Genomic DNA, 15,162 nt, shown 5'->3' with positions numbered 1-15,162 from the left:
GATGAGCGCATGGGTCACGGAGCCGCCACCACCGCACAGGACGCCGCCGCACGCGTGCGCCTGGACGCGGACAACGTCGCCAAGGTCGCCACGACGCTCCAGGCCCTGTCCACCCCCTCCCGGCTGCTGATCCTGGCCCGCCTGCGCGAAGGCCCGCTGCCCGCCACCGAGTTGGCCGCGGAGGTCGGCATGGAGCAGTCCGCCTGCTCGCACCAACTGCGGCTGCTGCGGAACCTGGGTCTGGTGGTGGGTGAGCGGCGCGGCCGGTCGGTGGTGTACGCGCTGCACGACGACCACGTCGCCGAGCTGCTCGACCAGGCGGTGTTCCACGTGGAGCACCTGCGGCTCGGGATCAGCGACGCGGCGGAGTGAGCAGCCGGCGCATGGTCTCGGCCGCGCGGACCGCGGCGTCCGCGCAGCAGTTGTTGAACAGGACGTGCAGTTCGTCCGACAGCTCGGCCGCGCGGCGCAGACCGGGCACCCGGGCGGCGAGTTCGCTCACGTCGTAGTCGTACCGGAAGCGGTCCTCCTTGGTGCCCCTCCCCCATGCCCGGCTGCGTCCGTGGAACCGGACGACGGCGAGGGCGGGCCGGGTGACCGGGACGACGGGCGGCAGCGAACCGGGCAGGCCCTGCGCCATGTCGGTGCCGACGGCCGAGGCCCCCAGGGCGGAGAGCAGGGCGTGCGTGGTCTCCGCCCGGCCGGGCTCCCACCAGCCCGGGTGCCGGAACTCCACGGCGAGCGGCCAGCCCTGCGCCCGGCGGACGCACGCGTCCAGGGCCGCCTCCGCCCGGGCTCCGGGGGCGAACCAGGGCGGGAACTGGAACAGCACGGCCCCGAGCCGCCCGGCGGCGCGCAGCGGCTCGACCGCGTCGGCGAACCTCCCCCACACCTCGTCCAGCAGCCCGCCGCTCACCCGCCCGGACGGGATCACCCCGGACCCGGGCCGCCCCGGGCCGCTGCCGCGCAGGTCGGCGGGGAGCGCCTGCGCGCGCGTGGGGTGGCCGGTGAGCAGGGAGAACGCCTTGACGTCGAAGCGGAAGCCCTCCGGTGTCCGCTCCACCCACAGCTCGCTGGTGCGCCGGTTCGGCAACGCGTAGTACCCGGCGTCCACTTCGACGACGGGCAGCCGCGAGGCGTAGTGCCGCAGCCGCCCCTCGGCGTCCCGGCGTCCGCGCGGGTACCAGCCGCTCGCCAGGAGTTGCCGGTCCGTCCACGAACAGGCGCCGACCAGAACCTCACCCATGGGAGCCCGGAGTACCCCGGGCTCCCGGGTTCATCCCCCGCTACTCGGTGGCGGTGCGCCGCCGCGAGGCACGGGTCGCGTCACGGACGTCGGTGAGCGGACGCAGCCGGTAGGTGTAGGCGTAGTCCCGGTCGGCGAAGAGCTTGAACTCGTCGTGGGTGTGCGCACCCCAGCTGTTGTCGCCGCCGACACCCATCTGACGGTGGTTCAGTCGCAGGACGACCTCGTCCCTGGGCGTCAGCTGGTAGTCGTGCCGGACGCCGGCCGACAGGTCCTCCGGCGTGAAGTACGAGGCGTTGGCCTCCAGCAGGGGTTCGCCGGACGCGAGCAGGCCGGATCCGTGGCGGTCGGTGAGGGCGATCCAGCGGACGTCGGTCTTGTTGCCGTTCTCCTGCGGGCGGATGTACGGCGTCCACTGCTCGGCGACGGTCCCGGAGTACAGGCCGACGTCCGTGCCGTCGTTGCGGTCCCAGTGGTTCTCCTCGGGACCGCGGCCGTACCAGTGCACGCGGTCCAGCCGGCGCGGCAGGAAGAGCACGGTGCCGACCTCGGGGAGGTACGGCAGGGTGGCGGCGCCCGGGTGCAGGGTGTGGTCGACCTTGATCTCGCCGTTGCCGAACACCGTGTAGGTGGTGCCGTACGCGGACTCCACCGAGGTGGGCAGGGTGCCGGTGACCTTGATCTCGACGGCCCGGTCACCGAGGGCGCGCACGGTCACACCCGTGACCTTGCGGCGGGCACCGGCGTCGCGCCAGGTCTCGTTGCGGGTGTGCTGGCCGTTGCCCTTGTCGTTGTCGGTGGGCGCGCGCCAGAAGTTGGGCACGGGCCCGGAGGTGATCAGGGCGGCGCCCTTCGCCTCGTAGGAGGTGATCGTGCCGGTGCGCTTGTCAACGGTGACCGAGAAGTCCTTGCCGGTGACCCTGACGTCCTTGTCGCGGTCCTGGTGGCGCAGGGCCGGGACGCTCTCCAGGCGTGCGGCGGCCGGGGCGGGGACGCCGGCCTCGACCGGGAGCTGCTGCCGGGCCACTTCGAAGCCCGCCTTCGCCCAGGGGGTGGACTCCTTGGTGGTGAAGGAGAGCTGGAGGAAGTACTCGGTGCCGGGAGCCGGGTCGCGCGGCAGCTCGACGGGGACGGTGATGTCCTTCTCGGAGCGCGGTGCGACGTCCAGTTGGTCCCGGGTCAGCTTCCCGTGCCGTACGACCTCGCCGTCGGCGACCAGTTCCCACCGGCCGTCGAACTCGCGCAGCGAGGTGAACAGGTACTCGTTGGTGAGGGTGACCGCGCCGGGGCCGCCGCCGGGGGTGCGGGCGGCGTTGACCGCCTGGTAGACGCGCTTGACCTCGGCGGCCTTGCCGGTGTGGCGGCGGTCGGCGGTGACGATGCCGTCCGCGACGAAGGCACCGTCGTTGGGATTGTCGCCCCAGTCGCCGCCGTAGGCGAGGAACGTCTTGTCCCGGGGCCGCTTCGTCCGCGTCTTCACGGTGGCCGCGTCGAACCAGAACCGCACGCCGTCGTCGCCCGGGGCGCGGCCCTCGGAGGCGAGTTCGGCGGCGGTGAGGGCGCGGGCGTAGACGCGGGCCCGGCGGATGGTGCCGCTGAACTCCCGTACCTGGTTGTCGGCGTCGGTGGCGAGGGCGAGGGGTGCGGTGTTGCTGCTGGGGCGCCGGTCGGTGGTGCGGGTGGCGCGCTCGACGCCGTCGACGTACAGGGTCAGGGTCCCGGCGTCCGCGTCGAAGACACCCGCGAGGTGGTGCTCGCGGCCCGTCCAGTCGTCGGGCACGGTCCAGTTCGCGGTGATCCACTGGCCCTGGGAGTGGATGAAGAACTCCAGGGTCCGGCCGTTCTGCTTCAGCGCGTACTGGGTGTCGCCCTTGGCCAGGATCGGCTGGTGGTAGCCCGTCACGTGCGGGGTGACCCACGCCTCCAGGGTCAGTGATCCGGTGAGGTCGAGGCTGTCGTGGCGCTCGAAGACGGTGAGGCCGGACAGGCCCTTCCCGCGGTCGAGGGTGCCGCGGGTGGCGAGGATCTCGCCGCGCAGCCCGGCGGGCCCGGCCTCGGTGAGCAGGGTGCGGGCGGGGACGGGCGTGTGGAGGGACTGGTCGACGAAGTCCCAGATCCAGCCGCCCTGGAGCACGTCGTACGCGCGGACGACGTCCCAGTACTTCTTGAAGTTGCCGGTCGAGTTCCCCATCGAGTGGGCGTACTCGATCATGACGTACGGCCGGGTGTCGGAGGTGTCCTTGGCACGCTGCTCGACGCGCTGCGGGCTGTCGTACATCTCCGAGCGGATGTCGCTGATGCCGGGGCGGTCGTCGCCCTCGTACTGGATGACGCGGGTGTCGTCGTAGGAGCGGATCCAGTCGTGCATGGCGGTGAAGGTGGAGCCGCCGCCCGCCTCGTTGCCGAGCGACCAGATGACGACCGAGGCGTGGTTCTTGTCGCGGTGCACCATGTTCTGGGCGCGGGCCACGCAGGCGGCGGTCCAGTCGGGGTGGTCGCCGGGGTACTCGCCGCGGATGCCGTGCGTCTCCAGGTTGGTCTCGTCGACGAGGTACAGGCCGTACTCGTCGGCCAGTTCCAGCCAGTACGGGTTGTTGGGGTAGTGCGAGGTGCGGACGCTGTTCATGTTCATCCGCTTGATGATCTTGATGTCCTCGACCATGTCCTCGCGGGTGAGCGCGGTGCCTCGGGAGGGATGCATCTCGTGGCGGTTGGTGCCGCGGAAGGACACCGGTTGGCCGTTGATCCGCATCAGGCCGTCCTTGAGCGCGAACTCGCGGAAACCGACCCGGTGGGACAGCGTCTCGGTCACCTTGCCCGCGGGGTCGCGCAGGCGCAGGACGGCCGTGTAGAGGTTCGGGTGCTCGGCCGACCAGAGCGCGGGCTTCGGTACGGCCTTGGCGGCCTTTACGGTGACGTCCTCGCCCGCGCGGGCGGCACCGACGTCGACGGGCTGCTCCAGCGGCCGGGGCCAGACGGCGTGGCCGCGCGCGTCGTAGAGCTGGGTCTCGACGGTGTAGCGGCCCGTGCCGCCCTCGCCGTACGCCCGCACGCTCGCGGTGACGGCCAGCTCGGCGCCCGTGTAGGTGTCGTCCAGCGGGGTGTCCAGCTTGAAGTCGCGCAGGTGGACGGCCGGGGTCGAGTAGAGGTGGACCGAGCGGAAGATGCCGCTCAGCCGGATCATGTCCTGGTCCTCCATCCAGTCGCCGTCGGAGTAGCGGTAGACCTCCACGGCGATCTGGTTGGTGCCCGGCTTGAGGTGGTCGGTGACGTCGTACTCGGACGGGGTGTAGGAGTCCTCGTCGTAGCCGACCAGTTCGCCGTTGATCCACACGTAGTGCGCGGACTTGACGCCCTCGAAGTGGAGGAAGGTGCGGCGGCCCTTCCAGTCGCGGGGGACGGTGAAGGTGCGCCGGTACTGGCCGACCGGGTTGTAGCGGGTCGGTGCGGCGGGCGGCTGCGGTTCCTCGCCGAGGCCGTTGGGGCCCCAGTACGGGTAGGTGATGTTCAGGTAGATGGGGAAGTCGTGGCCGTGGAGCTGCCACACGGAGGGGACCGGGATGGTGTCCCAGTTCCCGTCGTCCACGTCGGTGCGGTGGAAGTCGGCGTCCCGGTCCTCGGGGCGGTCGGCGTAGGCGAACTTCCAGGTGCCGTCCAGGCTCAGGCGGTAGGGCGAGCGGGCGCGGTCGCCGGCGAGGGCCTGCTCGACGTCCTCGTAGGGCGTGAGCGTGGCGTGCGGCGGCTGGGTGCCGAGCCGGAAGACACCGAAGTCGTTCCACTCCGGGGTCTCGTCGGCGGCGGCTCTCCGTCCGGACGCGTGCGCGGCGACGGGCGACGCGGAGAGGGCGAGTGCGCCGAGGACGGCGGCCCCGCCCTCCAGGAGACGGCGGCGGCTGACGATCCGGCGGGGCGGACGGGCCGGGGACGGGGCGGGGATCGCGGGAGAGTGCGGCATGACCGTGGCCTTCCGTGGGCTTCGGGGGCGGCTCAACGCACGGTGCTTGGACGGCAGTTGACGGTGAGGCGGATCTCAACTGCCGGTGACGCGGTGACTACAGGATCAGGGTCACCCTAGGACTCGAACAGAACCGAATCAATTATCCCGTCGGAGTTTGTTCGTTCCTGATCGACAGGGGCGCCTGGCGCACGGACGGTCAGGAAGCCCGGACCCTCGGGGCACCCAGGTCTGCCCCCGAAGCTCCTGACGGCCCCTCGGTCACCACGTAACGTCCTGGCGTGAACCTGTGGACTTCCCTGGAGCCCGCGTCCGCGACCGTGGACCCCGGCAGCACCACGCGCGTACGGCTGCGGGTGCGCAACACCGGTGACGTGGTGGACGAGTACCGCTTCGAGCCCGTCGGGGACATCGCGCCCTGGACGACGGTGGAGCCGCAGAGCCTGCGCCTGTACCCCGGCACGACCGGCACCGTGGAGCTGACCTTCGCTCCGCCGCGTACGCCGGACGCGGTGGCGGGGCCGAATCCGTACGCGGTGCGGATCACGCCGACGGAGCATCCGGACGCGGTGACGGTGCCGGAGGGGAACCTCACGATCACCGCGTTCACCGAGGTGCGGGCGGAGTTGGTGCCGCCGACGGTGAAGGGGCGTTTCCGGGGCCGGCCGCGGCTGGCGGTGGACAACCTGGGGAACACGAAGGTGACGGCGTCGGTCGCGGGCAGCGACACGGGCGACCATCTGTCGTACGAGATCCGGCCGTCGAACGTGCAGATCGAGCCGGGGCGTGCGGCGTTCGTGGAGACGACGCTGAAGCCGAAGCGGATCATCTGGTTCGGCGCGAAGGAGGAACGCCCGTACACGCTCGCGGTACGGCGCTCCGGGGTGGATCCCACCCACGTCGACGGCACGTATGTGCAGCGCGGGTTCCTGCCGCGCTGGCTGGCGACGTTCCTGGGCATCTTCGTCGCGGTCGCGGTGGCGTTCGTGATGATCTGGATCGCGTACAAGCCGCAGGTCCGCACCAGCGCCACCGAGCAGACACAGCAGGCCGGCGCGGCCCTGTCCCCCAGTCCCAGTGCCGCCCCGGAGACCCTGCCCAGCACCGTCGAGTCCGCGCCCGTGGAAGAGCCGAAGGTGCAGCAGCCGGCCCCTCGGGAGCCGCAGGACGACGGGGGCGACGGGGGCGACGGCGGCGACGAGAAGGCACCGGCGCCGAAGAAGTCCCAGAAGGAGAGCTCGGGCGGGGGCGGCCAGGAGAAGCCGGAGGCCGAGGCCCCGGAGACGGTCGCCCCCGGCACGACCATCTACGGCCACGCCTCCAACCGCTGCATCGAGGTGGCGGGCCACAAGTGGCGGGACGGTGCGCCGCTGCAGATCGCCGACTGCACCGGCAAGAACTGGCAGAGGTGGGACTTCCGTCCCGACGGGACGATCCGGTCGCTGGGCCTGTGCATGGACGCGACCTGGGGCGGCACGGCCAACGGGACGGTGGTCCAGGTGGCGGTGTGCAGCGGCAATCCCGCGCAGCAGTTCATCCTGGCCGGGCCCCGGGACCTGGTCAACGTGCAGGCCAACAAGTGCGTGGCCGTCGTCGACGAGAAGACCGGCAACGGCGCGAAGCTCCAGCTCTGGGAGTGCAGCGGCCGGGACAACCAGAAGTGGAGCACCCGCTGATCCGCCCGGGGGCGCGGAGTCAGCTCGTCGTGGCGGCCGGGGGCACCAAGGAGGCCCATTCCACGGTGCGGTCGCACCAGCGGTCCAGGAGGACGCGGTCGTGGCCGACGGCCAGCAGTCCCGCCCCGGTGGCGGCCCGGTAGTCCTCCACCACCCGGACCAGGGCGGCCGTGGTCGAGGCGTCCAGCATCGCGGTCATCTCGTCGCACACCAGCCAGCGCGGGCGCAGCACCAGGGCACGGGCGAGGCAGGCGCGCTGCAGCTGGCCGTCGCTGACCTCGTGCGGCCGCCTGGTCAGCAGGTCGGTGGTCAGCCCCACGGCGCCGGCCAGTTCGGCGACCCGGCCGGCGGCCTCCTCCCGTCGGCCGGTGGCCCGCAGCGGCTCGGCGACCAGGTCGGCGAGGGTCAGGCGGGGGTCGGCGGAGAGGCGGGCCTGCTGGAAGACGACGCCGACGGCGGTGCGCCGGTCCCGGGGAGCGCGGTGCCGCCAGCGCCGGACGGGGGTGCCGTCGAGGAGCAGCGTTCCGGAGTCCGGGCGGTGCAGCAGGGCCGCGACGCGGGCGAGGGTGGACTTGCCGCAGCCGCTCGGGCCGAGCAGCCCGACGGCCTGCCCCGGCGCCACGGACAGGGAGACGTCCCGGAACACGGGAACCTTCCTGTCGTATCCGGCGGTGATGCTGCGCAGTTCAAGCACGGTCGGCGGCCTCCGTGAGCACGGCGTGCGGGTGGTGGCAGGCCACCGTGCCCCGCAGCGGGGGCAGGGCGGCGCAGGCGTCGCTCGCCCGGTCGCAGCGGGCGGCGAAGGCGCAGCCCTCGGGGAGGGCGCCCAGTTCGGGCGGCAGGCCGGGGATGGGGGCGAAGGCGCGGTCGGGCAGCGCGTCGAGCAGGCCGCGGCTGTAGGGGTGGCGTGGGCCCGCGGCGCCGAAGAAGGCGGCGGCGTCGGCGAGTTCGACGATGCGGCCGGCGTACATGACGGCGACGCGGTCGGCGATGCGTTCGGCGGCGGCCAGGTCGTGGGTGATCATCAGCAGGGCACGGCTCCCGCCCTGGTCGACATGTCGCCTCAGTTCGTCGACCGTGCGGTCGACCAGGTCCCGGTCGAGGCCGGTGGTGGGCTCGTCGGCGAGCAGCAGCGGGGCGTCGCCGACGAGGGCGAGGGCGGTGGCGGCGCGCTGGGCCAGGCCGCCGGAGAGTTCGTGCGGGTGGCGGTCGAGGTGGGTGACCGGGAACGCGGCGCGTCCGGCGGCTGCCTCGGCGGCCTCGCGCAGCGCCGTGCGCCCGCGGACCTCGGTCAGTTCCGCGACCGTCTCCTCCAGGTGGGCGCGGATGGTGCGGACCGGGGTGAGGTGGGCGGCCGGGCTCTGCGGGACGAGGCCGATCAGCCGGCCGCGTACGGTGCGGGCGAAGGTCCGCTCGTCGGCGTCGAGCAGGTCGAGGTCGCCGAGGAGGGCGCGGCCCGCGGTCTGCGCGTTGCCGGGCAGCAGGCCGAGCAGGGCGGAGGCGAGGACGGACTTGCCGCAGCCGCTCTCACCGATCAGGGCCAGGCACTCGCCCGGTGCCACGTCGAAGTGGGCGTCGGTGACGGCGGCGACGCGGTGCCCGCCCGGCATGAGGAAGCGCACCGACAGACCGCGTACCGACAGCACGGGGGCTCGCTCGGTCACAGCATCAGCTCCGATCGGCGGCGGGGGTTGATCCGCTCCCGCCAGGCGCCCGCGAGTCCGGCGACGGCGAGGGTGGGCACGATGATGAACAGGCCGGGGAAGAGGGTGGGCCACCAGTGCCCGGCCAGCAGCGAACCGCGGGCTTCCTGGACGAGGTTGCCGAGGCTCGCGGTGTGGGTGGGCAGGCCCAGGCCGAGGAAGGACAGCGCCGACTCGTGCCACATCGCGTGCGGCACCATCAGTACGGCGGCCAGCGCGGCCTGCGGCAGTACGCCCGGCAGCAGGTGCCGCACCGTCACCCGCCACCGGGACGCGCCGCCGGAGACGGCCGCGTCGATGTGGGGGCGGGCGCGCAGGGACAGCACCTCGGCGCGGACGATGCGGGCGGTGGACAGCCAGTGGGTGAGCGCGACGGAGGCCACCACCGGCCAGACGCCCGGCCGGAACATCGCGACGATGAAGATGCCCATCAGCAGGTGGGGCACGGAGGAGAGGGCGTCGACGACCCGCATGACGCTCCGGTCGACCCACCCGCCGAGCGCCCCGGCGGCGGCGCCGACGGCGGTGCCCACGACCGTCGCGGTCAGCGCGGCCGCCACCCCGACGAGCAGCGAGACACGCAAGCCGTACACGCACCGCAGCAGCAGGTCGCGGCCGACGTCGTCGGTGCCGAACGGGTGCGCCCAGGTGGGGGCCTGGAGCTTGGCGGCGAGATCGACGGCCTGCTGGTCGAGCCGCACCAGCGGCGGCACCAGCAGCACGGCGAGCACGGTGAGGGCCAGCAGTGCGACGGAGGTGCGCAGGCGCAGGGTGCGGGTGGAGCGGCGGTCGCCGGCGCGCGAGCGCCACCGGGTGCCGGTCTTCCCGGCCGCGACGTCAGCCATGGACATCACATCTCACTGAGCTTCACCCTCGGGTCGAAGAGTCCGTAGAGCAGGTCGGCCAGCAGGTTGCCGGCGAGGACGGCGGCGGTGGCGAGCGTGGTCAGGGCGGCCAGCAGCGGGAAGTCGACGGCGGTGGCGGCCTCGACGGTGGCGGCGGCGATGCCCGGCCAGCTGAAGACGCTCTCCACCAGCAGGGCACCGGTGATGAGTTCGGGCACGCGGGAGCCGATCAGGGTGAGCACGGGCAGCAGTCCGGAGCGCAGGGCGTGCTTGCCGAGAACGGTGCTCTCCCGCAGCCCGCGGGCACGGGCGCCGCGCACCGGGTCCTCCGCGAGGGCGTCGCCGACGCCCTGGCGCACGTAGAGGGTGAACCAGGGCAGTTGGGAGACGGCGAGCACACCGGCGGGCAGCACGATGTGGCCCGCGACCTGTCCCGGGGTGACCCGTTCGCTGGCGGTGTCGGTGAGACCGCCGGCGGGCAGCACGTCCCACTGGAGGGCGAACAGCCACACGGCGAGCAGCGCGATCCAGAAGACCGGCGCCGCCTCCAGGGTGTACGCGAGGGAGGTGACCGCCCGGTCGAGCACCGAGCCGGGGCGGCGGGCGGCCAGCACGCCGAGGAGGGTGCCGAGGGTGACGGCCACGGCGAAGGCGACGGCGCACAACAGGGCGGACCAGACGAGGCGTTCGCCGATCACCTGCGTCACGGGCTGCCGCAGCACGCTGGAGTGGCCGAGGTCGCCGGTGACGGCGGAGGTCAGCCAGTGCCACCAGCGCACGACGAAGGACTGGTCCACGCCGAGGTTCTCGCGCAGCCGGTCGAGGGTCTCCTGGTCGGCGCCGAGCGCGGCGGTGCCGGCGTACGCCTTGACGGGGTCGAAGGGTGAGGCGGCGGCGATCGCGAACACGCCGAAGGTGACGACGAGGACGACGGGCAGGGCGAACAGCGCCCGCCGCCCCGCCAGTCGTGCCATCGCGCCCCAGGGCAGCCGCCGGGCGGTTCCGGTCACTTCTTGGGCTGCCAGTCCTCAATGTTCCACCAGGGCCCGCTGGCGAAGCCGTGCTCGTGCGGCTCCAGTTGGGTGGTCAGCCCCTCCCAGCGGTCGGCCAGGACGTAGAGGTGGTCGATGTGGGTGAGGAAGGTGTAGCCGGGGTCGTCGACGAGGGCCTGCTGGATCGTGTCGTAGGCGGCCGCGCGCTTGTCCGGGTCCTGGCTGCGGCGCCCGGCGTCGAGCGCCTTGTCGACGGCCGGGTTGTCGTAGTGGGCCATGTTGTTGAAGCCGTCGCCGGCGAGGGTGGAGTGCAGCAGGGTGTAGAGGCCGAAGTCGGGGTCGCCGACGCTGCCGAGGCCCGCGAGCACCGCGTCGGTCTTCATCCGCGGCTCGATGACCTCCCAGGTGGCGCCCTCGACCTTCACCTCGATGCCGGCCTTCTTCGCGTCGGAGGCGTAGGCGAGCGCGTGGTCCTGGCGGACCTTGTCCCCCGAGGGGTAGAAGAGGGTGAACGAGGCGCGCCGTCCGTCCTTGGCGCGGACGCCGTCCGGGCCGGGCTTCCAGCCGGCCTCGTCCAGGATGCGCTGGGCCCCGGCGAGGTCGTGCGGGCGCTCGATGCCGCGCTCGTACCAGGGGTCGTCGACGGGCAGCGGGCCGTACGCCGGCCGGCCCGCGCCGTCGAGGATCCTGTCGACCATGGCCTGGCGGTCCACGGCGGCGTCCAGGGCCCTGCGGACGGCGCGGTCGCCGGTGACCTTGTTCGAGGTGGGCAGGGTGACGGCCCGGAAGTCGTAGGACCTGGCCCGGTAGGTGCGCCTGCCGTCGTCCTTCTCGAAGGTGGCGGCCAGGTTGGGCGGCAGGACCGCGCCGTCGAGGTCGCCGGAGCGCAGCCGGGTGGCGCGTACGGTGTCGTCGGCGATGACGGCCATGGTGAACGACTTCACCGCGGGCTTGTCGCCCCAGTAGTGCGGGTTGGCCTTGAAGGAGAGCTTCTCGCCCTTGCTCCAGTGGGTGAGCACGTACGGACCGGTGCCGACCGGCTCGGTGTTGAAGTCGCCGGTGTTGGGGTCCTGCCCGCCCGCGACGTGCTCGGGGACGACGGGCAGGACGGTGCGGGCGGCGAAGGGCGCGTAGGGGTACTTGAGCCTGAAGACGACGGTGCCGTCCCCGCTCGCGCGGACGTCCTCGACGGCGTCGAGTTCGCTGCGGGCGGTGTTGTTGGTCTTCTCGTCGAGGACGGTGCGGTACGTGTAGACGACGTCCTCGGCCGTCAGGGGTTCGCCGTCGCTGAACTTCACGCCGTCGCGCAGGGTGTACGTGTACGTCCGGCCGCCGTCGGTGACCTTCGGCAGCGCGGCGGCGAGCGCGGGCTTCAGATTCAGGTCGGCGTCGCGGGCGAGCAGCCCGTCGAAGATCTTGGAGTTGCCGTCCTTGCCGTAGCCCAGCAGCGGGCTGAGGGTGTCCGGTTCCGAGGCCACCCCGATCACGACGGACGCGGCGTCCCCGGCGTCGCCGTCCTTGCCGCCGTCCGAGGGCGCGGAGCAGGCGGCCGCACCGGCGGCCAGTGCCACTGCCGCGGCGGCGCTCCGTATCGGAAGGTTCCGGTCGCTCCGGTGGTCCCGGTCGCTCCGGCCGTTCGAACGGGTCCGACGGGTCCAACGGGTCCGACGGGCTGTCATGTCTCCCCCACGCTTGTTGTCGATGCGCTGTTATTGCACATCACTCGCAACAAAGCGTCAAGCCAGGTCGGAGGCCGGTTTCTGGGTTGCTCGCCGGCCCGCGGACTGCCGCCCGGCCGAGCGGTCAGCCGGCGTACGCGGCGAACGCCTCGTGGGCACGGTCGTCGAAGAGGACGAACCTGACCTCCTCGACGGCCGTGTCGGCCTCCCGTACCGTCTCGACCGCGATGCGGGCCGCGTCGTCGAGCGGCCAGCGGTAGACGCCGGTGGAGATGGCCGGGAAGGCGACCGTGCGGGCGCCCAACTCGTCGGCCACGCGCAGGGATGCGCGGTAGCAGGAGGCGAGGAGAGCGGAACGGTCCTCGGAGCCGCTGTACACCGGGCCGACCGTGTGGATCACCCAGCGCGCGTCCAGGTCGCCCGCGGTGGTGGCGACCGCGCGGCCGGTGGGCAGGCCCTTGCCGAGGTGCCCGGCGCGGAGCCTGCGGCACTCCGCGAGGATCGCCGGGCCGCCGCGCCGGTGGATGGCGCCGTCGACGCCGCCTCCGCCGAGGAGCGAGGAGTTGGCGGCGTTCACGATCGCGTCGGCGTGTTCGCGGGTGATGTCGCCCTGGACGAGGGTGAGGGTGGGCATGCGGGTCCTCGCTCGGCTCGGTGCTGGGGTGGCGTCAGGTCCGGCGGAGTCTGCGCCAGACCGCCTTCGCCGCGTTGTGGCCCGACATGCCGTGGACGCCCGGGCCCGGCGGGGTGGCCGACGAGCAGATGAACACGGCCGGGTGCGGGGTCGAGTACGGGAAGAGCGAGAGCTTGGGGCGGAGCAGCACCTGCAGGCCGCTGACCGCGCCGGTGGCGATGTCGCCGCCGACGTAGTTGGCGTTGCGGGCGGCGAGTTCGGGCGGGCCGGCGGTGGCGCGGGCGAGGACGCGGTCGCGGAAGCCGGGGGCGAAGCGCTCCAGCTGGCGTTCGATGACGTCGGTGAGGTCGCCGCTCCAGCCGTGCGGGACGTGGCCGTACGCCCAGAAGACGTGCCGCCCGGCCGGGGCGCGGGTGGGGTCGGCGACGCTGGGCTGCACGGTGATGAGGAAGGGGCGGTCGGGCGCGCGGCCGGTGCCGGAGGCGGCGTGGAGGGCGGCGCCGATCTCCGCGCTGTCGGCGCCGATCTGCACGGTGCCGGCGCCGCGGGGTTCCTCGGCGGTCCACGGGACGGGGCCGTCCAGCGCGTAGTCGACCTTGAAGACGCCGGGGCCGTACCGGTACCCGGCGTAGTGGTTGCCGAGGCCCGCGATCCGGGCCAGGGCCGTGGGCGAGGTGTCGAAGACGTACGCCCGCGCGGGCGGCAGGTCGTCGAGGCGCTTGACCTCGTAGTCGGTGTGGACGGTGCCGCCGAGGTCCGCGAGGTGGGCGGCGAGGGCGTCGGAGATCGACTGGGAGCCGCCGCGGGCCACGGGCCAGCCCCGGGCGTGCGCGGCGAGGGCGAAGACCAGGCCTATGGCACTGGTGGCGAATCCGCCGAGCGGGGCCATGACGTGGGCGACGAGCCCCGCGAAGAGGGTCTTGGCCTTCTCGTCGCGGAAGCGGCGCATCAGCCACGTCGACGGGGGCAGCCCGGCCAGGCCGAACCGGGCGAGGGTGACCGGGTCGCGGGGCAGCGCGGTCAGCGGCAGGGACATGAAGTCCCGGGCGAGCGTGTCCCACCTGGGCAGGAAGGGCTCGACGAGCCTGCGGTACGCGCCCGCGTCGCGCGCCCCGAAGGAGGCGGCCGTCTCGCCGACCGACCGGGACAGCACGGCGGCCGAGCCGTCCGGGAAGGGGTGCGCCATGGGCAGCGGGGGGTGCAGCCACTCCAGCCCGTACCGCTCCAGGGGGAGGTCGCGGAAGGCCGGGGAGTTGATGCCGAGCGGGTGCGCGGCCGAGCAGGGGTCGTGCCGGAAGCCGGGCAGCGTCAGCTCTTCGGTGCGGGCTCCGCCGCCGACGGTGTCCCGCGCCTCGAACACGGCGACCGAGAAGCCGCGCCGGGCGAGCTCCACGGCAGCGGTCAGTCCGTTCGGCCCCGCACCCACTACGACCGCATCGAGCATCGACGGCACCTTCGGACCCCTTCATCAGCCGATGGCCACTGGGAATCAGGATAGGCCCGGGGTCCGACGGCGCGCGGTCGCGGGGCCCCGCCCCCGGCGGCGCGCGGCGGTCACGCCCCGCCCGACAGCAGCGCCACCACCCGGCGCGCCGTGGCCGCGTCGCGGGCGGCCGTGAACGGCAGGTCGTTGCCCCCGGTGATGCGGAAGGGCTCGCCCGTGCGGGTCAGGTGGGCGCCGCCCGCCTCCTCGACCAGGAGGAGGCCGGCCGCGTGGTCCCAGGCCGCCTCCCAGGAGAAGGCGGTGGCCTCGCACGCGCCCCGGGCGACCGCGAGGTACTCCAGCCCGGCCGAACCGCAGGGGCGGGGGGCCACGCCCGGGGTGCGCAGGGCGAGCAGGTCGCGCTTCTGGTCGTCCGTCGTGTAGTCCGGGTGGGAGGTGGCGATCCGCAGCTCCCGCCCGGGCTCGGGCGGTCCGGCGTACAGCCGCTCGCCGTCCAGGAAGGCGCCCCTGCCCCGTACGGCCGTGGCGAGCCGGTCGTCGGCGGGGGCGTAGGTCCAGGAGGCGTGCACGACGCCGTGGTGGGCGAGGGCCACCAGCGTGCAGAAGCCTTCCTCGCCGCGCACGAACTGCCGGGTCCCGTCGACCGGGTCGACGATCCACACCGGCGCCCGGCCGCGCAGCGCGTCGTACGACGCGGGGTTCGCGTGCACCGCCTCCTCGCCGACCACCACGGAGCCCGGCAGCAGGCCGGCCAGGACCTCCGTGAGATACAGCTCGGCCCTGCGGTCGGCGTCCGTCACCAGGTCGTGCGGGCCCGTCTTCTGGTCGACCTCGTGGGCCGCGAGCCGGCGCCAGCGCGGCATGATCTCCTGGGCCGCGGCCTTGCGGACGGCTTCTTCCACGTCGTCGGTGTGCCGGGCGAGAAACTCGTCGATGGTTTCGTTGTTCTCGATCATGGCTCCATGAGAGCACGCGCCACTGACAATCC

General features: G+C 73.3%; 12 protein-coding genes. 2 read left to right on the top strand and 10 right to left on the bottom strand.

The genetic code is table 11. The features are described from left to right. Positions 1–9: 9 nt before the first annotated feature. On the top strand, positions 10–372 hold the full coding sequence (locus Sdi02f_RS01015; protein WP_030400908.1) for an ArsR/SmtB family transcription factor: 363 nt from the start codon (positions 10–12) through the stop codon (positions 370–372). Here the strand turns inward: Sdi02f_RS01015 and Sdi02f_RS01010 are convergent. Both Sdi02f_RS01010 and Sdi02f_RS01005 read right to left on the bottom strand, forming a co-directional pair. After that, entirely contained in the window at positions 353–1,246 is an 894-nt protein-coding gene (locus Sdi02f_RS01010; protein WP_031083155.1) for a DUF72 domain-containing protein, read from the bottom strand. The genes Sdi02f_RS01015 and Sdi02f_RS01010 overlap by 20 nt on opposite strands. 40 nt (positions 1,247–1,286) lie before the next feature. Continuing rightward, a complete protein-coding gene (locus Sdi02f_RS01005) occupies positions 1,287–5,201 on the bottom strand; it encodes a glycoside hydrolase family 2 TIM barrel-domain containing protein (RefSeq protein ID WP_053639694.1) in 3,915 nt (1,304 codons plus the stop codon). A gap of 281 nt (positions 5,202–5,482) precedes the next feature. Between Sdi02f_RS01005 and Sdi02f_RS01000 the strand changes: the two genes are divergently transcribed. Continuing rightward, positions 5,483–6,877 (top strand): RICIN domain-containing protein, encoded by a 1,395-nt coding sequence (locus Sdi02f_RS01000; protein WP_108932521.1) that lies wholly within the window; start codon positions 5,483–5,485, stop codon positions 6,875–6,877. A gap of 19 nt (positions 6,878–6,896) precedes the next feature. Here Sdi02f_RS01000 and Sdi02f_RS00995 read toward each other — a convergent pair whose 3' ends face one another. From Sdi02f_RS00995 to Sdi02f_RS00960, 8 genes are all read right to left on the bottom strand, one after another. Continuing rightward, the gene (locus tag Sdi02f_RS00995; protein WP_108932520.1) at positions 6,897–7,571 is read right to left on the bottom strand and encodes an ABC transporter ATP-binding protein; all 675 of its coding nucleotides are present in this window, start codon (positions 7,569–7,571) and stop codon (positions 6,897–6,899) included. After that, positions 7,564–8,541 carry an ABC transporter ATP-binding protein gene (locus Sdi02f_RS00990; RefSeq protein ID WP_108932519.1) on the bottom strand — a complete coding sequence of 326 codons (978 nt, stop codon included), beginning with the start codon at positions 8,539–8,541 and terminating at the stop codon, positions 7,564–7,566. Before Sdi02f_RS00990 ends, Sdi02f_RS00995 begins: the two co-directional genes overlap by 8 nt. Beyond that, positions 8,538–9,425 carry an ABC transporter permease gene (locus Sdi02f_RS00985; protein WP_030404598.1) on the bottom strand — a complete coding sequence of 296 codons (888 nt, stop codon included), beginning with the start codon at positions 9,423–9,425 and terminating at the stop codon, positions 8,538–8,540. Before Sdi02f_RS00985 ends, Sdi02f_RS00990 begins: the two co-directional genes overlap by 4 nt. 5 nt (positions 9,426–9,430) lie before the next feature. Then, the gene (locus tag Sdi02f_RS00980) at positions 9,431–10,399 is read right to left on the bottom strand and encodes an ABC transporter permease (RefSeq protein WP_031084518.1); all 969 of its coding nucleotides are present in this window, start codon (positions 10,397–10,399) and stop codon (positions 9,431–9,433) included. A 32-nt stretch (positions 10,400–10,431) separates the two neighbouring features. Then, positions 10,432–12,096, bottom strand: coding sequence for an ABC transporter substrate-binding protein (locus tag Sdi02f_RS00975; protein ID WP_108932518.1), 1,665 nt, complete (start codon positions 12,094–12,096; stop codon positions 10,432–10,434). A gap of 124 nt (positions 12,097–12,220) precedes the next feature. Then, positions 12,221–12,730, bottom strand: a complete 510-nt coding sequence (locus tag Sdi02f_RS00970; RefSeq protein WP_108932517.1) for an O-acetyl-ADP-ribose deacetylase — start codon at positions 12,728–12,730, stop codon at positions 12,221–12,223. A 34-nt stretch (positions 12,731–12,764) separates the two neighbouring features. Beyond that, complete coding sequence (locus tag Sdi02f_RS00965) at positions 12,765–14,174, bottom strand: phytoene desaturase family protein (RefSeq protein WP_030404594.1); 1,410 nt, start codon at positions 14,172–14,174, stop codon at positions 12,765–12,767. Positions 14,175–14,284: 110 nt separating this feature from the next. Beyond that, positions 14,285–15,130 (bottom strand): inositol monophosphatase family protein, encoded by an 846-nt coding sequence (locus tag Sdi02f_RS00960; protein ID WP_030404593.1) that lies wholly within the window; start codon positions 15,128–15,130, stop codon positions 14,285–14,287. Positions 15,131–15,162 lie beyond the last annotated feature (32 nt).

The sequence above is a fragment of the Streptomyces ardesiacus genome (assembly GCF_003112575.1).
Classification (GTDB): domain Bacteria; phylum Actinomycetota; class Actinomycetes; order Streptomycetales; family Streptomycetaceae; genus Streptomyces; species Streptomyces ardesiacus.
Note: the sequence above shows the minus strand (reverse complement) of the source record. Positions and strands in the feature narration are given on the sequence as shown.

Coding starts and splice junctions, on each gene's coding strand:
- Sdi02f_RS01015 (WP_030400908.1), top strand. CDS start 10: ATGGGTCACGGAGCCGCCACCACCGCACAGGACGCCGCCGCACGCGTG.
- Sdi02f_RS01010 (WP_031083155.1), bottom strand. CDS start 1,246: ATGGGTGAGGTTCTGGTCGGCGCCTGTTCGTGGACGGACCGGCAACTC.
- Sdi02f_RS01005 (WP_053639694.1), bottom strand. CDS start 5,201: ATGCCGCACTCTCCCGCGATCCCCGCCCCGTCCCCGGCCCGTCCGCCC.
- Sdi02f_RS00985 (WP_030404598.1), bottom strand. CDS start 9,425: ATGGCTGACGTCGCGGCCGGGAAGACCGGCACCCGGTGGCGCTCGCGC.
- Sdi02f_RS00980 (WP_031084518.1), bottom strand. CDS start 10,399: ATGGCACGACTGGCGGGGCGGCGGGCGCTGTTCGCCCTGCCCGTCGTC.
- Sdi02f_RS00975 (WP_108932518.1), bottom strand. CDS start 12,096: ATGACAGCCCGTCGGACCCGTTGGACCCGTCGGACCCGTTCGAACGGC.
- Sdi02f_RS00970 (WP_108932517.1), bottom strand. CDS start 12,730: ATGCCCACCCTCACCCTCGTCCAGGGCGACATCACCCGCGAACACGCC.
- Sdi02f_RS00965 (WP_030404594.1), bottom strand. CDS start 14,174: ATGCTCGATGCGGTCGTAGTGGGTGCGGGGCCGAACGGACTGACCGCT.
- Sdi02f_RS00960 (WP_030404593.1), bottom strand. CDS start 15,130: ATGATCGAGAACAACGAAACCATCGACGAGTTTCTCGCCCGGCACACC.